Below are 23186 nucleotides of genomic sequence, written 5' to 3' on the forward strand. Positions count from 1 at the left end.
GATCAAGGCGTCCATCCGGTCATTCAGCGAGCAGGCCTCCGAGGACCGCACCCACAGCTTCGGCTTCTTCAAGGTGGCTACAGGAGCGCCACGCCCAGCCCTGTCGTGTCTGCGGAGGTTCGTGCCCCTGTCGGGAACCAGTCGAAAGGGGCGAAAGCTGTCAGGCGCCTTGTCCAGATCGAAGCGACGTATCGCCTGGGGCTGAGGCGACCCCTAGGCGGGCGCCGCGCCGCGCGAGGGGTAACGGCGCCCGCCGCGATCGCGCCGCGGGCCCTGCCTTCGTCCGCTGGTGCAGGTGGCAAGCCAAGACCGCCGTCATCGATGAGTTCGGTGCGCCTGTGCCGTCCTATCCTGCGATGAGGTAATGGCAAACGGACGCTCACAGGAGGACAAGATGCGCAACCCCTTTCCCTGCCTCTGGTTCGACGGCAAAGCTGAGGAGGCGGCCAGGTTCTACACGAGCCTGCTGCCGGGCAGCAGCGTGGACAAGGTCTGGCGCTCCCCTGCCGACACGCCCAGCGGGCCGGCCGGGATGGTCCTGACGGTCGATTTCACCCTCAATGGCCAGCACTTCCAGGGCCTCAACGGCGGGCCGGATTTCAGCTTCAACGAGGCGGTTTCGTTCGTCATCGAGTGCGAGGACCAGGACGAGGTCGACCGGCTGTGGGATGCGCTCACGGCGGACGGAGGCGAGCCGGGCCCGTGCGGATGGCTCAAAGACCCATTCGGGCTGTCGTGGCAGATCGTTCCGCGCCAGCTGAACGAGCTCGTTGGAGATCCCGATCCGGAGCGTGCGCGCCGCGCCATGGAGGCGATGCTCAAGATGGGCAAGATCGATGTCGCCGAGCTCCAGCGGGCGGCCGACGCCCACGAGGGCGTGAGCTCCGGCTGACGCCATGCGTTCCGGACTGTGGTTGCCGCTGTTCGAGGAGCTTGCCGACCCGGGCGTGGTCGCACGACTGGCCGCCGAGGCGGAGGAGCGGGGTTGGCACGGGGTGTTCGTGTGGGATCAGCTCCGCTGGCGTGAGCCGATTCGGGGCGTGGCCGACCCGTGGATCACGCTGGCGGCGATCGCCGCTGCCACCGAACGGGTGAGGCTGGGCCCCATGGTCGCACCGTTGGCGCGCCGCCGGCCCGCCAAGGTCGCACGGGAAACCGCGAGCCTGGACGTGCTCAGCGGTGGCCGCCTCATCCTCGGTGTTGGTCTGGGCGGGGACCAGTTCGCCGCGGAGTTCTCGAAGACCGGGGAGGAGCTCGATGACCGGGTGCGCGGCCAGATGCTCGACGAGGCTCTCAAGATCCTCTTGGCTGCCTGGTCCGGCGAGGCGGTCAACCATCGCGGCAGGCACTACTTGGTCGATGACGTGCAGTTTCTGCCTCGGCCGGTGCAACGGCCGCGGGTACCGGTGTGGACCGCGGGGTTCCCGGGGAACGTCAAGCCGCTGCGTCGTGCCGCCCGTTACGACGGCTTCTTCCCGGTGAACCTCGAGAACGTGGATGAGTTCGCGCAGGCGGTCGCGGCCGTGCGCGACCTGCGCGGCGACAACCCGGCGCCCTACGACATTGCCGTCGAGCTGCGCCCGGGCAGCGATGTCGCCCCGTACGCCGAGGCCGGCGCCAACTGGTGGATGACCGCGTTGGAGCCCGGGATCTCGCTGGACGAGGTTCGCGGTGTGATCCGAGAAGGCCCGGCGGGATGAAGCGTCAGTTCGGGCCTGCGACGATCGTGGAGCGCAGTTGAGGAACCGCTCCCTCCGAGAGGGGGCATCTCAGAATCCCGGGTCGCTACGCCGAATCACTGTCCAGCTCGCTTGACTCCCCGAGAGCGTCCAGCTCGGCGATTGCTCGACGGGCGACAGGCCGACGACGGAAACGCGATCACTGGCTGGAAACGCCGAGCCGCTGGGGCCGCGCGAGCGCTCGAAGCCGAAAATCGCAATGCTGCCATCGTCTAGCCCTGGGTGGTCAGCGCCTCCCCGCTGCCGACCGAACGGTCATTGTCATCGTCATCATCGTCGTCATCGTCCCCGCACCTGATCACCTTCGTTACGGATCTGGCTGAGTTGTTCGTCAGGTCAGGATCCATCTCGCTCGCCGTGACCCGTGCGCGGTTGGTCTTGGGGCCGCAGCTGTTTGGGCGCACCTCGACTCTGAGGGTGGCGGAGTTGGCGCTGGCGATCGACTGGAGCCGACAGGTGATGGATCTTCCGACTCTGGAGCAGCTCCCTTGACTGGCTACCGCCGAGAGGAATCTCACGCCTCGCGGCAGGGTGTCCTCGAGCATGACGTCCGTAGTGTCCGAAGGTCCAAGGTTGGATACCGTGATCGTGTAGGTCAGTTTCTTCCCCCGTCTGACGGGATCGGGAGAGTCGGTCTTGGCGACCGACAGGTCGGCCCCGGTCCCAGAACCTTCCTCCCAGGTCTTCGAGGCAGTATCGGACAACGCCCCGACGGTCCCGGTGATGATGTCGTCGCCGGGGTTCGCGCCGGTGTAGCAGAACTGTGCCTCTCCGCTTGCGTTGGTGGACGCGAAGCCGGTCGCTGCGTTCGCCCCGGAAGCGCCGAAGTCGACGCGGATGTCCGGCAGGGGGTTGCCGTTCTGGTCCTTGACGGTAGCGGTGACGCAGTGCTGGGTGTTGATCTGGTTGCTCGCCGTCTTGGGCGCCAAAGTCACGCTCGCGACGCGCGCGATCTCCGAGAGTGAGAGCCCGCCTGGATAGCCGTAGGAGTCGAAGTCAGCGAACCCGTAGCTGTGGACCCCGAACGGCAGCGGCCCAGACAGCGTGTGCGAACCGAGGTCTACAGGCACCTGCGCGCCAGAGAACCCGGACCCGCCGATTGCTGTGAAGGATGCCGAAGGGATTGCGGAACCGTCGAGGGTGATCGCCCCCACCGCAGCATCGGGCGCGACGACGTTGATGAAGTTCAGCGCGAACCCTGAGGCGGGTGTGGACACCGTGTACCCGGCGAGGAACTGCTCGTAAGGCGGGATCATCATCTGGAAGGGATCTGAGGTCACGTTGTCGAAGGACGTGCTGTTGGAGTACTGCATCACCAACACAGGTTTGTCGGCCGTTATCTGGGCGGGTCCCGAGACGATTTGCTCGTGAAGCTGCCCGCGGTTCAGTGTCGCAACGGTCGCGCCGTTCAACTTCACCGTCGTTGCGTCCTGTGACGCCAGCACACGGAACGTGTCGCCGCCGGTCCTCGTGGCGAGCGGCATGCTCACGAAGTTCAAACCCCACGCGGTCGCCGGGGGGAGCTCCTCGACGAGTTGGTCGCACGCGACGCGTCCCGGCGGGATATTCGCGCATTGATGACCTCCGAACACGGCGATTGGCTTCGAGGACTGGATGAGCGTGCCGGAGAGGTCCGCGGGGGCCGGATCTGGATTCCGCAGCAGGTACGTTTGCCCCTGATTCAAGTTGATCGAATAGGGGGTGCCTGCCGTGTGCCCATCGGTCGTCACGGTCGGCGTTATGGTCACAGAGGTGCTGTCTTGTGTCGCGACGATTCCGAACTGCGTGGCGTTGACCACGTCGACGTTCTGGTAACCGAGATTGATGTAGTCCGTACCCAGCGCGTCCGTTGGCAATCCGAGATACGCATCGGTCGTGAACTGGACTCGGTTCAGCCCATAGACAGCGACCTCGGCGTTGGCGGTCACGTGTATGCCCAGGTCCTGGATCGCGTCCGAGGATTGAAGCCCTGCGGATGATGGCAACCCGACGGTCGTGACCGTCCCCGGCGTCACCGTGAACGGAGCGGTAAAGGACAGACCAGTGATGGAAACCGTCCCACTGGTGGCGGTATCACCCGTGATGAACAAGGAGAGCTCCCCGGCGCCCAAGTTGCCGGGGAACGTGAGCCAGAAATCGACCCCCTTGCTGTCCTGAGCGCTTGCAGGGGATGCAGTGATGGCGAACAACAGGAAGAATACGAAGACGATGACGCAGGTCTTACGCGTCGAGCCCGAACGGTCCATGCGGAGCCCCCTCTGTCCGGGTATACGTGGCCGCTCCGGGAGATTCCAGAGATGGCCCACCCGGGAGTAGGAATCTCAGCTTGTAGACGACACGCTAACGGTGCGTTGCTCCTTCGGGCAGTCGGTCCAACTCACTACGAAGCATGCCGGAGTTGCGAAGCATCCGCCGCGCATCCTTCGCGCGGCCTTGCCCGGCTCCGGGTGGAAACACGGACGCGGAACTTCCTGAACTGGGCCTTCTCTTGGTGGGCGAACTCCCGACCTTCGCCTTGTAAGGGCGAGACGAACCTGCGGGTCAGGGGCTTGAGTACGTCCGAGTACCTTGGCGTGCCCTCGGGTTGTTATGCAAGAGTTTTGCGATCGAGCACGTATGCCGGCCAAGAGAAGCTCAAGCGCGGCTGGACGACCCGGAGCCCTCAGCGCGCCTCACCTCAGCCTTCCTTCACCGTCGCGTACCAGACGCGCTCGGCGACCTCGATGACCTCGTCTGAGAGGCGGGAGATCCGACGGTAGAGCTCCCGTCGCCCCATCACCTGACGGAGGTCGTCGACCTTGATCAGGGCCGACGCGGCGTCCCGGTAGACACGCTCAAGTTGTCGCTGCGCCTTGATGGCCGCGTCCGCCGCCTCGGTGGCCGGGCCGTGCTCCTTCGCGCCGGCCTTCGTGAGACGACTGAACGCGTCGTCCAACCTCCGGACCCCTTCGAGCAGGTATTCGGCCATCTCGCTGACATGGTCGTCGGGGGGGATCCCCATCACCTCTGCCTCGCGCACGACATTCTTGGCGCCCGTCATCACGCCATCGAGCCGTTCGGACATCGTGTAGAGATCCTCGGCGTCAAGAGGCGTCGTGAACGATTCGGTGAGGGCGGCCCGCACGTCGCGCTTGCGATCGTCTGCCTCGTGCTCGAGCGCGCGGACCCGATCGGCATCGCCGACGCCGCCGGAAACCGACCACGCGACGAACGCCTCCAGACCCTCGATCGTGATGGAGGCCTGCGCACGCAGCAGCCCGATCACGTCGCGGTCTTCGGGCACGAACCATGGGAGCTTCAAGCGAGCCACCTCCAGACTGGGAGCGAGACTACGGCGAGCGCGGCGGCAGCCGGCATGGTCGTCAGCCACGCGAACCCGATGCCTGACACGATCCTCCAGTTCACATGTCGGGTGCGGCGCCGCCCGACGCCCACCCCAACCACCGACGACGCGACGATCTGCGAGGTGCTGACCGGAGCACCGATCACCGACGACGCGAGGATCACCCCGGCGGAGCTCGCCTGGTTGACGAGTCCATCGAGAGGCCGCAGTCGGACGATGCGACTCCCGATCGTCCGCACGATGCTCCAGCCGCCCATCGCGGTGCCGAGCGTCAGGGCGAACGCACACGCCAGCGTGACCCACGTGGGCGCCTGTAGCGAGGTCGTGCGTCCGGTCGCGAGCAGGAGCGCGGCCATGATGCCGACCGCCTTCTGCGCATCGTTCGCACCATGGCTGAAGGCGAGCCATCCAGAGGTCACCCACTGCGCGCTCCGGATCACGCCGTCGATGCGCACCGAGGCGCGGCGGAGCCCGCGACGCGCGATCCGGAGCAACACGGCCGCCGCCGCGAACCCGAGCACCGGCGATATCGCGAGCGCGATCAGGGCGCCGAACACCCCGACCGGACGTCCGTGTTCGATCCCGCCCCAGTTCACCGCGCTCACGCCTGCCGTCGCGAGGGCGGAACCCACGAGTCCGCCGACAAGAGCATGGCTGGAGCTCGACGGGATCCCACGCCACCAGGTGATCACGTTCCAGACCACAGCGCCGGTGAGCCCGGCGCCCACGACCATGACCTCCTCGTCGGCCGGCACCGTCACGATGTTCGCGATCGTGTCGGCGACCGCCGCGCCCAGGAGGAGCGGTCCGAAGAGGTTGCATATGGCTGCGAGGATGATCGCCTGCACGGGCCGGGCCACCCGCGTCGCAACGAGCGTCGCGATCGCGTTCGAGGCGTCGTGGAACCCGTTCGTGATCGCGAATGCGAAAGCCATGGCGATGGCAAGCCGGAAACCCGTCGCAGGCCTCCTTCTCCCGCGGGCCTCGACCCCGCGGATGATAGCCTCCGCGCCGCGGAGGTCGGCGATCCGCGTGTCGCGCCGTTGAGCAGGCAAGACGCTCTACCTTGGAGTACCGCTGAGTACCTTGAAGTGCGTCCGGGTTGTTATGCAGGTGTTGTGCACCAGAGCCGTGCGAGTCCACGGGATCGAGCTGAAGGTCGAAAGAAGGCCTGTCCGCGAAGGCCCGGACCGCGGTCGCGTTGCACGGTGACGTCGTGGAGAAGTTGACCGGCGAGCTCCCTTACCCAGCTGTTGGCATGCCGTTGCCCTGGGAAGGGGGCCGGTCGAGTCGTGCGTGTTCTGTGGCTCGATCGTCGTGGTGGAGGAGCTCACGGACGGCACTATGTCTGGCCGACCGGTCTCGTCCAGTTCGTCGCCGAGCACGGGAGTAGGCTGCCGGGACTCTTCGTCCTCCACGTTCACCGGTCGCGGAGTCGCGGCGCGCCGCATCCGGTTGGCACGTTCACCGGGCACGAGCGGCGCGACTCGGACTGGTGAAACTCGCTTTCCGGGCCGTGAGTGGTCGCTGGACCACCAGCAGGCCAGGCCCGCGAGAGCGGCGGCCATCGAGTAAGTGCGGGATGATCTCCCTCATCTTCTGCACGGTGGGCACTGAGGGAGTCGAACCCCCGACCTTCGCCTTGTAAGGGCGAGCCGGACCTGGAGGTCAGGGCGCTGACCAGCGGAAACGCTGTGTCGTGGAGTACCGCTGAGTACCTTGAAGTGCCTTCGGGTTGTTATGCGGGTGTTATGCGGTAAGGCTGTCGTCCGCCGGGGCTTTGGCGTCGATCCCACGAAGGAGCGCGGCGGGTAGCGCCGAGCGTCCATCGGAGCGGAGTCGTTCTATCCGATCAGCGAGGGCGCCGATCGCGATCGGCTGACCTGCCCCCTACTCAGCCGTCCCCGCGGGAACGCGCCCGGTCACCGTCGTCCCCGATCCGGGCCGCGAGCGGATCTCCAGCGTTCCGCCGACCGCCTCGAGTCGGTCGGCCATGCCCTGCAAGCCACTCCCGTGCGGGACCGCGTTGGGGTCGAACCCCTCGCCGTCGTCCGCCACGACGAACGCCACTTCGCCACCGCTCGTCGACAGTCGGATCTCGGCGTGCGAGGCGCGTGCGTACTTCGCCACGTTCTGCAACGCCTCGAGGCAGCAGAAGTAGACGGCCGCCTCCACCTCCTGCGGGTATCGGCCGACGCCGTCGGGCGCGACGCTCACCTGGAGGGGGGCCTTGCGGGCCTGTGCCTCGAGCGCGGTGGGCAAACCCTTGTCCGCGAGAAGCGGAGGGTAGATACCGCGGGCCAGGTCGCGGAGGTTCTCGAGAGCTGAAGTCGCTTCGGCCCGCAGCTCGGCGAGCATGGCCTTGGTCCTGGCTGGCTCCCGCTCGGCGAGCCCTTCCACCACGCGGAGCTTCACGGCAAGCGCCACGAGCTGTTGCTGAGCGCCGTCGTGGATGTTGCGCTCGAGCTGCTTCGCGCGCTCGTCCTGGGCAGCCACGATCCGTTGCCTGGAGGCCTGCAACTCGACGAGCCGGGCGCGCAACTCCTCCGTCAGGCGGGCATTCCGCAGCACCAAACCCGCCTGCGACGCCAAGTGTTGGAGCAGCTGATCGGCTTCGTGGGAAAGGGGCTCCCCGGTGTGCTCGTCAACCGAAATCGCGCCGAGGAGCTCCCCCTCGTGACGCACCTCCAACGCGCGCGAGCCATCGAGCTCGGGCAGTCCCCCTTCGAGGAGCCGGCGAGGTTGTTCCATCGAAGCACGGGACCCGTCAGGGGCCTCCGGCGGCCAGGAGGCGGCCGGGCGAATGTCATCATCGATCTTCAACCACACCACGGCGCGCCGAACGCCGGTTCCCTCCCCGATGAGCGTGGCCATCTGGGTCAGCAGGTCGTCATTCGCATATGCGCCGACCAACCGCTCGGAGAACGCCGACAGGACCTGGTACGGCGTCGCTCGTTCGCCGAGTACGAGCCGGTTCGCGATCCGGTTTGCCCTTGCTCGAACGGGCTGGAAGGCGACAGCGATGACGACCGCGGCGATGATCGGCAATGGGCCTTCCGTGGCCGTGCCGGCGACCAGCGCGCCGATCCCGACCACGATCCCGACGTAGACGATCGTGATGAAGGCCACCACCACCGCGACGACAACCGTCTTGCGAATAACGACGTCGATCTCGTACAGGCGATAGCGCAGCATGGCGATGCCGACTGCGACAGGGATCGACAGGATCGCCACCGCCCCGAAGACCTCAATGAACGTTGAGTCGCGTAGGAACTCGATCCCGAACGCCTCGCCGAGCGCCGACAGCGCGATCCAGGTCGTCACGAGGGTCGCCGATAGAGCGAGCCATTTGATCTGCTGGCGCTCCTCACCTCTCGCATGTCGGAAGCGGATGAACAACGAGGCCACCGAGAGCACCCCGAGCACCACGAGAAGCATGAATCCGAACCCGGCGATCCCTTCCGCTGAAGAGCCAAGCGCGACGATACCGAGCGGGTTGGTGCCCGGGATTCCGAGGTCGGCCTCGGGATCGACCGCGCCGAACAGGGCAGTGAGCCCGATCGCGGCCACGGATGCTTGGGCGACCGGACGCCATCGCGGCGAGGGCGGGCGGCCGTCGGGGAAGAGCAGGAACAGCAGGGTGAGGATCGGCCCGAGCCCGACCACCCATGCCCAGGTTCCCACCCATGCGGCCCAGATCGAGCCTGGTAGGGGCGATGCTGGGTCTTCGGTGGCGTAGACGGAATACTCGTTGGTCGCGAACGCTAGGCCGATCACGACCGTGGAGCCGATCAGCACCCAGCCGATCGGGTTCTCGGCCTGGCGCGATGCGATCAGTGCGCCGGCGAATCCCATCGATACATAGATCGTCGCAACGGTGACGTTCCCTACGATCGGGTGGCCGTTGAGGGTGACGAGGACGCCGCCGGAGATAGCGAGTGCTACGGCGAGAACCCACAGCACCCACGCGAGACGGGACACGCCACGGGACGGCTGAGCAGCTTCCGCTGCCATAACTCGATACTGACACGATGGGTCAGACCGGAACAGGGTGCCTCCACGAGTATCTGCCCGCGGGGCCGATGAGTTCTACTTCTCGGTTGGGCGCTGAGGGAGTCGAACCCCCGACCTTCGCCTTGCAAGGGCGAGACGAACGTGCTGGTCAGGGCGTTGAGGAGCGGAAACGGTGTGTCGTTGAGTACCGCTGAGTACCTTGGAGTGCTTCCGGGTTGTTATGCAGGTGTTATGCGGAGGATGGAGAGTTCCCGCTCGACTTCTTCGGTGCAGCCTTCGTCACAGCTCGAAGTACATCTCGGACATCTCTTTGCGCCATCAACAGGATCGGCGCCGTGGAGGATGTCGTTCAGACGACTGCCGGGTGGCGTCGCTTCATCTATCCCAATCGATGGTCGTCGCGCCGAGCCCAGCAAGCGGGATGGGCTCGAACCTGGAGGGCTGGTCGGCCTTGGGTAGCCCATGCTTGGCTTGAAGACCTTGCCCAGCAATCGGCGACATCATCATGGCCCCAACGCGTCAAGGCGCGAACGCACGCGCTCGGCCCAGGAAACGGTTCCCTTGCGCTCGTACCGCTCGAGCGCCTCGGCGAACGCTTCCCTCGCCTCGGGCATGCGGCCGGCGGCGAGCAAGATCACTCCTCGGATCTCGTACCCCTCGCCCTGCCAGTTGATGTAGTCGGTCGCACCGTTGATCGCGACGGCCTCGTCCGCTCGCGCCAGCGCCGCGACGAAGTCCCTCCGGTATGAGAGGACCTGCGCCTGCGCCATCCGCCAAGCTGCCTGGGACGCGAAGTCGTCCTCGGCCGCGAGCGCGCGGCTCCTCGCTGCGTGCACCTCTGCCTCGTCGAACTTCGCCTGATCGCAGAGCGAGAGTGCGAGCAGCCCCGAGTACGTCGAGTTGAACCCCGTCTCGCCGAGCGTGGTCAGCTGCTCCGCCGCAGCGCGAAAGATCCCCTCCGCCACATCGGGGCGGCCGAGGAACCGCTCCCCCTCACCCACCGCCTGTCTAGCCGTCAGCCGCAGCTCGGCGCCCCCGACCTCGTCCCAGAGCTCGTCCGCGCTGAACGACTCCGCGCGGCTCTCCTCGGCGAGTCCTCGCATCGCCAGCAGCCCCGTTCGCACCGTGGAAAGCATCGCCTGTGAGATCAAGCTCTCTGCGACGAGCTCGTGTGCTTGCTCGACCATGAGGATCGCGGCGGCGGCCGGGGTCGGTCCGAAGTAGCAGGACAAGGTGATGTTCATAGTGATCTCTCGACGCTCGATGAATGGGATCTCGGCGGCGGCGTCGCGTAGCTCCTCCGCGACGGCGTGGCACGCTCCGCAGTTCCCGAGGTAGAAGTTGGTGCTGGCCACCGCGAGCTTCGCCTGTCGAACGCCTGCCACGTCGCCGAGCCGCTCGAGCTCGGCGAGGGCCGCCTCGCTCTCAGACCGCGTCCGCTCGAGGGTGTACGAGGGATCGATCGATTGCAGTCCCTCCAGGTAAATGAGCCTGGCACGTAGGGCGTACACGCGGTCCCCGTTCTCCTCTGCCGCCGTCATCGCCTTCTCGGCGGCCGCGACGCTCCCGCGGAAGTCGTCCAGGTCCAGGAGGGCTCGCGAGAGCTCGAAAAGCGCCCGGGCGTGAAGGCTGCCCTCGGACACGTCGGCGGCGCGCTGCAGAAGTGGTTGCGCGCTCGTGTAGTCGCCGCGCTCGCGCGCTCGGTCGGCAGATCGGATCAAACGCTCGGCGGCGGCGTCGCCGAGCACTCTCGCGCGATCGTCCGGCTGGCCGAGCTCGATCCTGTATCGGTGCGCCTGCTCCAAGTGGTGGGCGAGGATCTCCTCGTACTCGGCGAGGCGTTCACCCGCCGCGCGCTCGAGCCACTCGGCAAACCGCTCGTGGAGGTCGGCGCGCTGCTCCTTCGGCATCGCCTGGTACGCCGCGTCTCGTATCAACAGATGCCGGAACCTGAATGCGTCCTCACCGGCGAACTCGGCGCGGTCCGGACGGATCAGCTCCTTGCGCGCGAGCGCGAGCAGGCGCGACGGGACGTTCGGGCGGAGGCGCTCGGGCGAGAGCTTGGCGACGGCGCCGGCGTGGAAGACCTTGCCCTCGACGGCGCCGCGCTCGACCACCGAGCGCTCCTCGGCGTCGAGGCGGTCAAGCCGAGCGGCGAGCAGGAGCTGGATCGTCGGTGGCACCGTTAGGTCGGCGAGGTCCTCCACGGCCCGCCACGTGCTGTCCTCGAACCGCAGCAGCCCGTCGTCGATCAGCATCCCGAGCATCTCCTCGACGAACAGCGGGTTGCCCTCGGCCGCGTCGAGGATCCGGTCACGGGCGGCCGACGGAATCTCCGCTCGTCCGAGGAGGTTGTCGACCAGGAGCGAGGCGTCGTGGGCGGCGAGCGGCTCGAGCAGGATCGAGATGGCGTTCATCTTCCCGCCGCCCCAGCCGGACCGGATCTCGAGCAGCTCCGGCCGGGCGACGCAAAGCAGCAACACCGAGGCGTCCCGCGTCCAGTCGGCGAGGTGTTCGATCAGGTCGAGGAAGGTCGGCTCTGCCCAGTGGATGTCGTCGAACACGACGACGAGTGGGCGGTCGCGTGCGAGATGCTCGAACAGCTTGCGGACGGCCCAGAACGCGTCCTCGGTCGCGCCCGTCTCGCCCCAGCCGAAGAGTCCTGCGACGAGTGGCGCGATCCGCTCGCCGTCCGGTGCGTCGGCGACGAGCGCCGCAAGCTTCTCGCGGGCGGTCGACGGCGGGTCGCCCTCGACGATGCCGCCCGCCCGAAGGACGACCTCGGCGAGCGGGAAGAACGTGATGCCCTCACCGTAGGACAGGCACCGGCCGCGCAGTGCCGTGACCGACGAGGCGGGTCCGGCGAGGAATTCCTGCACGATCCGCGACTTCCCGACACCCGCCGAGCCGAGCAACGTGAAGAGCTGGGACGTCCGCTCTGTTCGGCCGCGATCGAGCGCGCGCTCGAGCATCTCGAGCTCCTTCACCCGCCCAACGAGCGGCGAGTCGAGATGGCGCTCGTGGCCGGCGACGTCGGCCAGGACCGTGACGAGCCGGAACGCCGGCACGCGCTCGGTCTTGCCCTTCAGCTCGAGCGGCTCGACAGCCTCGACCTCAACGGCGTCCTTCACGAGCCGGTACGTGGACTCGCCGACCAGCACCTCGCCCGGAACGGCCGCCTGCTCGAGCCGCGCGGCGACGTTCACGGCGTCTCCTGTGACCAGCCGCTGCCCGCTCGAGGGATCGCCGGTGACGACCTCGCCCGTGTTTACGCCGATGCGGATCCGGATCCCGACGCCGTGGTCGCGTTCGAGCTCGGCGTTAAGGATGTCGAGCGCCTCGTGCATGCCGTTCGCCGCGCGGACGGCACGCACCGGGTCGTCCTCGTGCAGGCGTGGGATCCCGAAGACCGCCATGACGGCGTCGCCGATGAACTTCTCCACCGTTCCGCCGTGCGAGCGGATCACAAGCTCCATCTCGTCGAAGTAGCGGCCCATGACGCGGCGGAGCGCCTCGGGGTCCAGGTGCTCGCCGAGGGCGGTCGACCCCGTCACATCCGCGAACACGATCGTCACGACCTTGCGGACCTCGGCCGTGGGCTCCTCGGGGGCAGCGAGCGGAGACGCGCAGTTCTGGCAGAACCTCGCGCGATCCGAGTTCTCCTCGCCGCAGGACGGACATGCGCGCATGCCGGGATGGTAGGCCGCTCACGTCGTTGACGTGCAGCGACCGTCGGTGTCAGGCACGGGCAGCGGCGCCACCGGCACGGACTGCTCCCCCCGCAGATGCAGCGGCCCCCTGCTCGTCACGACGATCTTCGATCGCGGAGAGACCGTCAACAGACGTGGGACCTCGCCGGCGGCGTCGAGCACCTGCTCGAAGTTGTCGAGGACGAGCAGTATCTGCCGTTCCTCGCGCGCCCCGCGTTATGTGCTGTTATGCAGCGCGCTCGGGACTCCCCACCTCCACCTCCAGCGGAACACCAGAATGCCTGTGCTGCAACGCTTTTTCCGTGGGCGCTGAGGGAGTCGCACCCCCGACCTTCGCCTCGTAAGGGCGAGACGAACTTGCAGGTCAGGCCTTGAGCTGCGGAAACGGTGTGTCGTTGAGTACCGCTGAGTACCTTGGACTGCCTTCGAGTTGTTATGCAGATGTTATGCACGGCGCGGGTGTCGGACCCTGATCGGTTCCCGCTTGGGCATCTGGTTGAGCCCGTGCGGCCGGATGTCGTAGTCAGTCGCCGAGAACCGCTTGGGCATCTGGTCAGGACCGTGAGGCAGGATGCCGTAGTCAGGCACCGCGAAGGTCTGGTTGGGCGCATGAACGCCGCGTGCCCCCTCGACGGGAGCAGATCCCGAGGCGTCGATTGGCCTCGAGAGCACAACCGCGAGAGCGATCACAACCACCAGCAACGCCACGATAGCGGCGAGCGAGACCTGCATACTGACTGGGTGGGACTGCGGATAGGCGCCGCTCCTCGTACTCATGACCTCTCCATCTCCCGGGCGAACCCGGCCTCGGTGGATGCAACTGGATCCACCGTAGGGACCCTCATGAGGCGTGGAATCGGGGGAACACCCTCTGAATGAGCCGGGTGAGGATCCTCGCTAGAGCGCGTCGAGTCGCTCGGCGAGCTGGCGCCTCGACCTGATCCCGAGCTTGCGGTAGGCGCGGGACAGGTTGGCCTCGACGGTCTTCTGGCTCACGAACAAGGCCTCGGCGACCTCCCGGTTCGTCTTGCCCTCGGCCGCAAGGTGCGCGACCTGACGTTCTGTCTCGGTGAGCTCGCCCGCCGAGGCCGAACGGCCGCTGATCCGAGCGAGCGAAGCCCGGGCACGAGCGGACCAGATCGGGGCTCCGAGCTCATCGAAGATGGCCACGGCCTGGTCGAGCGCCTCTCGCGCCGGACGTTTCTGCTTCGCTCGTCGTCGAACCTCCCCGAGTATCAGCAGCGTCCTGGCCAGTTCGAACGGCTGCTGCACGCGTTCGTGCGCATCGATCGCGTGCTCAAGGTCCGACAGCGCTTCATCGAGCCCGCCATCGGCCGCCGCAAGCAACCCGCGGCATCTCGCCGCGGTCGCGATCACCAGCGGACGATCGAGCTCGTGACCCAACCGTTCGTAGGGTTCGAGGACCTCTCGCGCCCGATCGACACGGCCGGTGCCCGTGAGCGCCTCGACCGCATCGGGCACGAAAGGATAGATGCCCGGTTCCACGATGCCGCGCGAGTCGAGCAGCCCGGGCAGTGGCGCGAGGAACGTGACGGCCGAATCAAGTTCACCAAGCGACACGTCGAGGAATCCCAGCACGGATCGGTTCGTGATCACGTGGAGCAAGTCGCCGTGGCGTTGGGCGACCGCCAGCCCTTCGGTCGCGTCCTTGCGTGCTTGCTTCACGTCGCCCAGATGCGCCTCGGCGAGAGCCCGCGCCCACAGGCCGAGCTCGCGCATCCCCTCGTATCCGGCCTCGACGGTCATCTCGAGCAGTTCGTCTGCGTAGGCGAGGGCACGTCGATAGTCCCCAGCTCTCGATTCCAGCTCGGCGAGATGGACGAGGACATCCCCGAGCGCTGTGTAGCGACCCTGGTCGGTGGTCTCTTTGTAGTACTGCTCGAGCACCCGACGAGCGCCGGCAAGGTCGCCCGCCCACATGAGCGTGGCGCCCAACGTGTTACGGGGGTTCGCGTGAAAGAACGACAGCAGGTGGTTCCCCCGCTCGAGGTCGATCGCACGCTCGAGCAACCCGGTCGGATCGCGACCGAGCATGAACTCGGCGTGTGCGGCGGCGATGAGAGCCACCATGACTGCTCCCCGATCACCGGAGCGTTCGCCGATCTCGATCGCGCGACGCGTATGCATCACCGCGTCGCGCACATCGCCGCCGACGATCTCGACCCACCCGAGATCGGCGGTCATAGCCGACAGGACGCCAGAGGGATCGGGCGCCTCCTCGATCCCCGACTTGAGCAGCGATCGGATCTCGACCACGTCGTACCACGCGAACGACGAAACCAGATCGAAGATGTCTGCACGTGCTTCGCCAGGCGGCGATACGGAGAGGAGCTGATCGGCGATCAGGCGGGCCCCAGCGACGTCGCCCGCGTCAAACGCGCAGGCCGAGGCGTACGTTCCGCGCCGGCGCACTCCGTCGCCATCCTCGACCGGGGTGGAGCGTCGTGACAGTTCCCAGAGTTCCGCGGCTGCGTCCGGCGCGCCTCGCAGGTAGGCCTGCCGCGCCGCCGCCTCGAGCGCCTTCGCATCTTCGGCGTCGGGGCCGGCCGACCCGAGGGCGATATGCCGCGCTTGCTCCTCATCGTCTCGCACTACCTTAGCCAGTCGGAGGTGTGTCCGCCGTCGCCGTTCGAATGACGCTCCCTGATACACGGCCGACGCGAGCAAGGGATGCGAGAACGTCACCCTGTCACGGTGGATGCGGACGATCCCAGCCGACTCGGCGTCATCGAGAACGTCTTCGCCCGACCTGCCCAGTGCCGCTTGCACAAGAGCCACGGTCGGACGAGACGTCGAGCTGGCAACAAGCAGTGCCTCTTGCTCACGCTCAGGGAGCACCTCGATCCGGGCACGAAGAAGGGTGCCGAGATCCTCGGGGACGGGAAGAGGTTCACCCAGCTCGGGCTCCCCTCCCTCGAGCTGCATCGCGCGGATGATCTCTAGGGCGAGGAGTGGGTTTCCCAGAGACACTTCGTGCACGCGAACGAGGAGCGGATGCGAGATCTCCCGCTCCGAGATTCGCCGAACGATGGCCGCGAGCGCAGCAACGGACAGCGATCCTACGGTCATCCGGCTCGCACGCACATCGAGGGCGCTCTCCAGGCCAAGTGGATCCGTCAGCCCGGGCGCTTCTCGCAGCGTGGCCATGACGCCGACCGGCTCCCGATTGAGACGGCGAACCGCGAACGACAAGGCCTGGGCGGAGGGACCGTCGATCCACTGCACATCGTCGATCGCGAGGACTATCGGCTGGGCTCGGGCCATGGCTTGCAGCGCGCGAAAGACCGCGATCGCGACGCCTCGCCGGTCGGCCCCCTGCCCGCCACTCTCCGTGCGCAGCAGCGCGACGTCGAGCTCCCGGCGCTGCGGCGGAGGCAACGCATCGGCGACCTCGTCCAGCGTGTCGCCGATCAGGTCGCCGAGCGCCGCGTAGGAGAGGCGCGCCTCGGCCTCGACCGGGCGGGCGGACAGGACTCCGTAGTCGCGCTCCCCAATCGAGGACATAGCCGCCTGCCAGATCACAGTTTTGCCGATCCCCGGCGGACCTGCTACGAGGAGCCCGCGAGTGCCTGAAGCCACGTCGTCGAGGAAGGCGGCGATGGTCCTGAGCTCCCGCCCGCGCCCCACTATCTCGCCAACCATCGGAAACTCCCACGACTCCAGGGGCTTTACGAGTGTGAGCCTACTCCGGTGCCCTCGATGGGCTGGAGTTGTGCTGTCCGTGGTCGAACCGCCTGAGCGGGCTCGCGGATACGCCCGCCTTTGAACCAATGGTGTGCCGGGTGGGCGCTGAGGGAGTCGAACCCCCGACCTTCGCCTTGTAAGGGCGAAGAGAACATGCAGGTCAGGGCGTTGACCTGCGGAAACAGTGTGTCATTGAGTACCTCCGAGTACGTTGGAGTGCCTTCGGCTTGTTATGCAGGGTGTTATGCGGTCGAGCGTCGGACACGCGACTAGGTGCTGCCGCACGACTGCTTTCCTGCGTAGGCCACGACCTCCATATGGCCTGAGGGACCGGCGTCATCGAGGTGCGAGCTCTCCGTAGAAGTACGACGCTGTGACACCACCGTCCATGAGGAAGTCGCTGCCGGTGATGAACGCTCCATCTGGTCCAGAGCACGCGCCGAGTGTCCGACTTCAGGCTCACGAAGTCCGCTACGGCAGCGGTTCGCAGGGCGACCAGGGCAGCGGATCCGGACAAGACAGTAGCTGGAAGCACGCCCTCCTGAATCGTGGCCGCCGGCGATTGAAAGACGAGGCCCTGGCGGCTACCGGACCCAGAGCTGGCTAAGCAGCACACCCCATTGAGGGTGTACCTGATAGTTCCCAACGCGGGGAGAGGTGAAGTCTGCACCGATAGGGTTCACCAGCCATAGGTACGGAGCTTGATCGACGATCGCCCGATCGATCTCTCGCCAGAGCGTCTGAGCCGCGATCGGGTCGCGCGCCTGGACACGGGTCGCCCGCCCGACCATGGCGTCGATTCGCGGCTCGCAGAATGCCGACAAGTTCAATACCGCGTCGCACGTGGCAAAGGGGGTGATGAAGGTCGACGCGGAGGGGTAATCAGCGCCGACGTAACTGAACGCCATCTGCAACTGGTTCGCGGAGTCAAACAGGAACCCGAATCCGACGGGCTTCGCACTTGCCCGGTATCCCAAGCTCTTGAGCATCTCGACCATGTACCTAGCGAGGGCCTCCTCGCAGCACCCATAGATGGTGGGATGGAACCAGTAGGTGACCCGCATCCCGGCGGTTCCTGAACGCTCGACGAGTCTCTCGGCCTCCTCGGAATCCGGAGCCGTCCACGCTTCCTCTCCCGTCCTCGCCTCGGCCGCGTAAGGGCAATACGGCCCGTACCCGGGGAAGTTGGGAGGGATCTGTTGGCAGGTAAGGACCGCCGCCGCATCGCCACCCAGGATCTCGACGACCCTCTCCCGGTCCAGCGCGAAGTTCACCGCCCGACGCACATGCACGTCGTCGAAGGGAGGCACCTCGGCATGGAGCGCGATATAGACGATGGCTCGCAGCGGCGCAGTGTGGACCTGCCCCGCGAAGCGCACGAGGATCTCGTCGAGCTGGCTCGAAGAAGGATCGATCGCGATGTCGGCCTCTCCGCCGGTCACGGTCCCGACCAGCGATCCCGACCTGTGAAACGACCAGTCGATCCGGTCGGCATTCCCGCCGGGCTGTGCGTCCGCCGACCACACACGGAAGTGAGGGTTGCGGACGAGCACGAGCCCATCGGCGGTCTGTGGCGACTCCAGCATGTAGGGACCCGTCCCCGGGACGCCGGACCTTTGCTGCTCCTCGTCTGGAACGGAGGGGGGAACCGGGTAGGTGAAGGGGATCGCGAGCTTGTGGAGGAAGTCCGGGTCGCTTGCCGTCAGGTGGAACGTGATCGTCCCGGCGTCCTCGTCAGTCATGATGCCCTTCGATAGGTCACATGTTCGGAAGCGTTTCGTACAGGCTTCGCCGCCGACCAGCCCGCCGAGGAGACCCACACCGTCGCTCTTGAGCAGGAAGACTCGTTCGATGGCGCGCCGGAAGTCTTTCGGGCGGACGACCTCCCCGTTGGAGTACCGGATCCCCTCCCTTAAATGGAAGAGATACGTCTTCCCTTCGTCGGTCGGTCCGGGGATCGACGTCGCGAGATCCGGCACCAGGGTCTGGCCGTCGATCCCTCCCACCGCGTTGAACGCCACGAGGCCATCGCCGATCAGGGGCAGCACGCGCCAGTCGAACGGGGAGTACGCGACGGCTGGGTCCAACGTTTCCGGCGGGTAATACGAGACCACCCGCAGCGTGCCCCCTTGGTGCGACGTCGCCGCCTCGCTGACCGACACCCAAAGATCATCTCCGACGGGCGCAAGCCCCTGTGGGACACTTCCGATCACCACGCGGCGGGCGGCCGCCCCACCTGGCTCGATCTCAGAGAGCGTCCCGTCTCCCTCGTTCGCTACCCATACGGTTCCGTCCACGAGGGCGAGCCTCGATGGAGCGTCTCCTACCTCGAAGATGGATGTGACCCGTCCGGACCCGGGATCGATCGACGAAACAGTGTCGTCGAGGACGTTACCCACCCAGAGGGCATCCTCGCTGGCGACAAGCGACTCCGGCCCGTTTCCGACGCCGATCTCCTCCGCGACGTCGTTCGTCGCGGGGTCGACCCGAACGACCCTGTTCGAGCCCGGCAGTGCCACCCACACGCTGTCGAAGCCGACCGCAATCCCGCGCGGATCGAGCCCGACCGGGATGTCGATGACCTCGCCACTGTTGGGGTCGATGCGGGAGATCGTCCCGTCGAACCGGTTGGTCACCCATACGCTGCCCTCACCGACCGCGATCCCCGCTGGTCCGTTTCCCACCGGAATCGGGTCGAAGACCTCACCCGTCTCGGCACTGATCCGCGAGACGGACGGCCCGCCGCTGTTCACGACCCACACGGCGCCTTCCCCGACGGCGATCCCCGTCGGGTTCTCTCCCACCTGGATCCTGCTGTCCCGGATCTCCTGGTCGCTCGTGTCGATCCGCGTGACCGTCCCGAGATCGGGGTTCGTCACCCAGAGGTCGTCCGCTGAGGCGGCGACCGACCCCGGGCGGGCCTCCAGCCCGACCGTCGCCGTAACTTCGCCGGAGTCGGGGTCCAGGATGCCGATCGAGTTGGGAGCGATCTCCGAGCTGCCCCCGTCCCTAAGAGCCAACGGGACGGCGACCAGTGCCGCGAACAGGGCGATCGCCACGCCGACCGCCCAGGGGCGCGAGGTGAACCACCGCCGAGATAGCCGCGCCGATGGCCGGACCTCCCTGAGTCGTTCCTCCGCCTCTTCCGGCTCGGCCGGCCGAGGTCTTGGTGCCCCGTCCACTTCGGCCACAGCCAGTACATGCCACTGCCCATCGACGCCCTTCAGCGAGTTGGTCCCCCGGTCCTGAAACCCGAAGCCCGCTCCTGCGACCAGATCGCTCGTCGACGCCGTGACTAGGACGTCGCCCGGTCCCCCCAGCGACATCACACGGGCGCCGACCACCACCGCGATTCCACCGAGCTTGCCCCCGACCTGTTCACATTCGCCGAAGTGCACGCCCGTTCGGATCTCGATGCCCAACTCACGCACCGACTCCGAAGCGGCGCACGCGCACCGGATCGCGGCCGCCGGCTCTCCGAAGCTCGCGAAGAAGCCGTCGCCGGCCGTGTCGAGTTCCCGGCCCCCAAACCGCTTCAACTCCCGCCGAACGATTGCATGATGGCGAGCGATCAACTCCTTCCACCGCGCATCCCCGAGGCGGCTGGCCACCGCCGTTGAGTCCACGATGTCGGTGAACAGGACGGCAGCCAATGCGCGGGTGCCAGATCGTCGGCGCATCGAAGCCAGTGTGCTCTTCTCGTGAGGGATGCGCGAGTGGGTGAGGAGAGGTACGCCGCGCACCGGTGCGAGGCGCGTCGATCGACGCAGGTCACCCCTTCCGACCTGAGCTTCCCTTCGGTGGGCGCTGAGGGAGTCGAACCCCCGACCTTCGCCTTGTAAGGGCGAGACGAACATGCAGGTCAGGGCGTTAACGTGCCGAAACGGTGTGTCGTTGAGTACCGCTGAGTACCTTGGAGTGCCTTCGGGTTGTTATGCAGGTGTTATGCACGCCGTACCCGCTGGCGGCTTGCGGAGGCGCAGGCGGAGGGTGTTGATCATGGTGCCCTGCCGTCGCCACCATCGTGGACCGTCGGCTACCGGACCCAGAGCTGATTGAGCAACACGCCCCACTGAGAGCTCTGTTGGTAATTGCTCACGCGTTCGGAGACGAACGAGGCGGCTTGGGGATTCACGAGCCACAGGTACGGGGCCTGATCGACGACTTCACGGTCGGTCTCCGCCCAGAGCGCGCCGGCCGCGGCCGGGTCCTCGAGCTGTATCTCGATCGCGCGGTCGATCATCGCATCGATCGCCGGGTCGCAGAACCCCGAGCGAATGGGATGGAAGGTTGCGCCGCACTTGTGCAGGCCGGCGATGAATTCCGATGCGGCCGGGTAGAGGGGGAACCATCCGGTCAGCACCATCTGGAACTCGCGTCCCGGGCGAACGATGTCCCTCTGCGGGACGGCCCTCGCGCTCGCGCGGTAATCGAGATCCTCGAGCAATTCGACCATGTAGTCCCCGAGGCTCGGCTCGCCACCTTCCCCCTCCTCGTACTCGAACACGACCCGCATCCCGTTGGTGCCCGAACGGTTGACGAGCCTTTGGGCCTCCTCGGGGTCCGGGGCGGTCCACGACCCCTCCCCCTCCGGCCCGGGGTCCATCGTGTACGGACAGTAAGGCTCGTATCCCGGGAAATTCGGCGGAAGCGTCTGGCACGTCGGGAGCGGGGGGAGTACCCCGCCGCCGAGGATCCCCACGACACGGTCCCGGTCCAGCGCGAGATTCACCGCGCGTCGTACCTCGACGCTGTCGAAGGGGGGCGCCTTGGTGTTGAGCACAACGAACCAGGTCTCGGCAGTCGAAGAGACATGGACCTGCGCCGGAAACCGCACGAGGTTCTCTGCGAGTCCCTCCGACAGCCATGCGTCGAGCGCGAGGTCCGCGTCTCCAGCGGCCACGGCCTCGACCTGCGCCTCATACTCGACCCCGAACGACCACTCGATCCGGTCCACGTATCCGTTGGGCTGTGCCGGCGACCAGACGCGGAAGTGAGGGTTGCGGACCAGCGTAAGGGCCTCGGAGGTCATCGGCGCTTCCAGCATGTACGGACCGGTGCCGGGGACGCCCGACGTCAACTGTTCTTCGACAGGGGCGGGGGGGGGAAGGGGGTAGGCGGGCGGCAGCGTGAGCTTGTAGAGGAAGTCGGGGTCCGGGGCGACCAGGTGGAACGTGATCGTACGGGTCACGTCGTCGGTCTCGATACCTTCGGAGAGGTCACACGTTTCGGGCTCGTCCTTGCAGGCCTCGCCCCCGATGAGCCCGCCGTAGACCGGGGCGAGACCGTGACGGAAGGCCCGTTCGAGGGCGCGGCGGAAGTCGCCCGGGGCGACGACCTCACCGTTGGAGTATCGGATCCCAGCCCGCAACTCGAACGTGTACGTTGTGTCGCCGTCGGTCGGTGTCGGAATGGACATGGCCAGGTCGGGGACGAGCGTGGAGTTGATCCCACCGATCGGCTCGAATGCGACCAGACCGTCCCCAAGGAGATGCCGCACGAGCCACGGGTCCTCATCCACGTTCGCCGGGTCGAGCGATGCTGGTGGGTCGAGCGAAACCAATCGGAGCGTCCCTCCTCGATGCGAGGTCGCTTCCCCGCGGACGGAGACCCATAGGCCGCCGTTCACGCCGGCGATGCCTTGCGGGACGCTCCCGACTACCCTCTGGCCCACGGACGGCTGACCGGGCGTCTCACCGGGCTCGATCCGCGAGAGCGTCGCATCGGCTTCGTTCGCCACCCACACGGCCCCATCCACGACCGCGATACCCGAAGGACCGACTCCCACTTGGACCGTTCCCACGACCGAGTTCGTGTCGGGGCTGATCCGCATGACGGTGTCGTCCAGGGTGTTCACGACCCAGACAGAGTCTGCGCTCACTGCCAACGATCCCGGAGCGTTGCCAACGCCGACCACGCCAGTCCGCTCGTTCGACTGGGCGTCGATCCGCACCACCGTGTTCGACCCGGCCAACCCCACCCACACGTCACCGAAGCCCATGGCGACACCCCTCGGATCAAGCCCGACCGGGATCGTCTCGACGACCTCGCCCCTGTCAGGGTCGATGCGCGAGATCGTCCCGTCGAACCGGTTGGTCACCCACACGCTCCCCTCGCCCACAGCGATGCCCGCCGGGCCGTTCCCGACCTCGATCGTGTCTACGACCTTGTTGATGTCTGGGCTGATGCGAGAGACGGATGGCCCGCCACTCTCCACGACCCACACGGCGCCTTCCCCGACGGCGATCCCCGTCGGGTTCTCACCCACCTGGATGGTGTCGCGAATCTCTTGCGCCTTCGGGTCGATCCGCGTGACGGTCCCGACGTCGGGGTTGGTCACCCACACGGCGTCCGCCGATGCGGCAACCGCCCCCGGGCGGTCCTTGAGCTCGACCGTCGTGGTGACCTCACCCGACTCCGGGTCCAGGAAACCGATCGTGTTCGGCTCGATCTCGGAGCTCGCCACGTCGCGGCCCACCAGCGGCACGGCGATCAATGCAGCGACCACGGCGAACGCCATCACCGCTGCGACCGCCTTCCACCGTCTGCGGGGGGTCCGGGCCGAGGCGGTTGACCGGACGAACGGGGCCATCGCCTCGGCGGCGTCCTGGTCTTCAGACGCGACCGCGATGACATGGACCGGCTGTTCGAGCCCCTTCAGCTCCAGCGGACCAC

The 23186-nt window shown here is 67.0% G+C and carries 12 protein-coding genes, 4 tRNA genes and 2 pseudogenes; 4 read left to right on the top strand and 14 right to left on the bottom strand.

Annotated elements, in window-relative coordinates:
- The first annotated feature begins 394 nt into the window (after window positions 1–394).
- Together VFI59_14360 and VFI59_14365 are read left to right on the top strand one after the other, a co-directional pair.
- Window positions 395–892, top strand: a complete 498-nt coding sequence (locus VFI59_14360; protein ID HET6714880.1) for a VOC family protein — start codon at window positions 395–397, stop codon at window positions 890–892.
- A 4-nt stretch (window positions 893–896) separates the two neighbouring features.
- Window positions 897–1700 carry an LLM class flavin-dependent oxidoreductase gene (locus tag VFI59_14365; protein HET6714881.1) on the top strand — a complete coding sequence of 268 codons (804 nt, stop codon included), beginning with the start codon at window positions 897–899 and terminating at the stop codon, window positions 1698–1700.
- A 251-nt stretch (window positions 1701–1951) separates the two neighbouring features.
- On the opposite strand, the gene VFI59_14370 is transcribed toward VFI59_14365, so the two are convergent.
- From VFI59_14370 to VFI59_14405, 8 genes are all read right to left on the bottom strand, one after another.
- Window positions 1952–3985: an Ig-like domain-containing protein gene (locus VFI59_14370; GenBank protein ID HET6714882.1), complete on the bottom strand. Its 2034-nt coding sequence runs from the start codon at window positions 3983–3985 to the stop codon at window positions 1952–1954.
- Window positions 3986–4416: 431 nt separating this feature from the next.
- Complete coding sequence (locus VFI59_14375) at window positions 4417–5040, bottom strand: DUF47 family protein (protein HET6714883.1); 624 nt, start codon at window positions 5038–5040, stop codon at window positions 4417–4419.
- Window positions 5037–6017: an inorganic phosphate transporter gene (locus VFI59_14380; GenBank protein ID HET6714884.1), complete on the bottom strand. Its 981-nt coding sequence runs from the start codon at window positions 6015–6017 to the stop codon at window positions 5037–5039. The genes VFI59_14375 and VFI59_14380 overlap by 4 nt, the downstream gene beginning before the upstream one ends.
- A gap of 672 nt (window positions 6018–6689) precedes the next feature.
- Window positions 6690–6772: transfer RNA gene (locus VFI59_14385), tRNA-Val, on the bottom strand.
- Between the two features lie 200 nt (window positions 6773–6972).
- Complete coding sequence (locus VFI59_14390) at window positions 6973–8937, bottom strand: ATP-binding protein (GenBank protein ID HET6714885.1); 1965 nt, start codon at window positions 8935–8937, stop codon at window positions 6973–6975.
- A gap of 246 nt (window positions 8938–9183) precedes the next feature.
- Window positions 9184–9254: transfer RNA gene (locus tag VFI59_14395), tRNA-Ala, on the bottom strand.
- A gap of 345 nt (window positions 9255–9599) precedes the next feature.
- The gene (locus tag VFI59_14400; protein HET6714886.1) at window positions 9600–12785 is read right to left on the bottom strand and encodes an adenylate/guanylate cyclase domain-containing protein; all 3186 of its coding nucleotides are present in this window, start codon (window positions 12783–12785) and stop codon (window positions 9600–9602) included.
- Between the two features lie 918 nt (window positions 12786–13703).
- The gene (locus VFI59_14405) at window positions 13704–15419 is read right to left on the bottom strand and encodes a LuxR C-terminal-related transcriptional regulator (protein ID HET6714887.1); all 1716 of its coding nucleotides are present in this window, start codon (window positions 15417–15419) and stop codon (window positions 13704–13706) included.
- Between the two features lie 102 nt (window positions 15420–15521).
- Here VFI59_14405 and VFI59_14410 point away from each other — a divergent pair, with 102 nt between their 5' ends.
- Together VFI59_14410 and VFI59_14415 are read left to right on the top strand one after the other, a co-directional pair.
- Window positions 15522–15770 carry a hypothetical protein gene (locus VFI59_14410; GenBank protein HET6714888.1) on the top strand — a complete coding sequence of 83 codons (249 nt, stop codon included), beginning with the start codon at window positions 15522–15524 and terminating at the stop codon, window positions 15768–15770.
- 30 nt (window positions 15771–15800) lie between these two features.
- Window positions 15801–16400, top strand: coding sequence for a hypothetical protein (locus tag VFI59_14415; GenBank protein ID HET6714889.1), 600 nt, complete (start codon window positions 15801–15803; stop codon window positions 16398–16400).
- A 210-nt stretch (window positions 16401–16610) separates the two neighbouring features.
- Here the strand turns inward: VFI59_14415 and VFI59_14420 are convergent.
- The 6 genes and pseudogenes from VFI59_14420 to VFI59_14445 form a co-directional block, all read right to left on the bottom strand.
- A tRNA-Val gene (locus VFI59_14420) sits at window positions 16611–16689 on the bottom strand.
- 158 nt (window positions 16690–16847) lie between these two features.
- Window positions 16848–16940: pseudogene (locus VFI59_14425) on the bottom strand (short-chain dehydrogenase).
- A 155-nt stretch (window positions 16941–17095) separates the two neighbouring features.
- Window positions 17096–19264, bottom strand: coding sequence for an ABC transporter substrate-binding protein (locus VFI59_14430; protein HET6714890.1), 2169 nt, complete (start codon window positions 19262–19264; stop codon window positions 17096–17098).
- Window positions 19265–19738: 474 nt separating this feature from the next.
- A pseudogene (locus VFI59_14435) lies at window positions 19739–20191 on the bottom strand (adenylate/guanylate cyclase domain-containing protein).
- Window positions 20192–20312: 121 nt separating this feature from the next.
- Window positions 20313–20391: transfer RNA gene (locus VFI59_14440), tRNA-Val, on the bottom strand.
- Between the two features lie 156 nt (window positions 20392–20547).
- Window positions 20548–23186: ABC transporter substrate-binding protein (locus VFI59_14445; protein ID HET6714891.1), on the bottom strand; the 2639-nt coding region annotated here is incomplete at its 5' end.

This window comes from Actinomycetota bacterium (assembly GCA_035697485.1).
GTDB lineage: Bacteria > Actinomycetota > UBA4738 > UBA4738 > HRBIN12 > JAOUEA01.

Coding starts and splice junctions, on each gene's coding strand:
- VFI59_14365 (HET6714881.1), top strand. CDS start 897: ATGCGTTCCGGACTGTGGTTGCCGCTGTTCGAGGAGCTTGCCGACCCG.
- VFI59_14360 (HET6714880.1), top strand. CDS start 395: ATGCGCAACCCCTTTCCCTGCCTCTGGTTCGACGGCAAAGCTGAGGAG.
- VFI59_14370 (HET6714882.1), bottom strand. CDS start 3,985: ATGGACCGTTCGGGCTCGACGCGTAAGACCTGCGTCATCGTCTTCGTA.
- VFI59_14400 (HET6714886.1), bottom strand. CDS start 12,785: ATGCGCGCATGTCCGTCCTGCGGCGAGGAGAACTCGGATCGCGCGAGG.
- VFI59_14390 (HET6714885.1), bottom strand. CDS start 8,937: ATGGGATTCGCCGGCGCACTGATCGCATCGCGCCAGGCCGAGAACCCG.
- VFI59_14380 (HET6714884.1), bottom strand. CDS start 6,017: ATGGCTTTCGCATTCGCGATCACGAACGGGTTCCACGACGCCTCGAAC.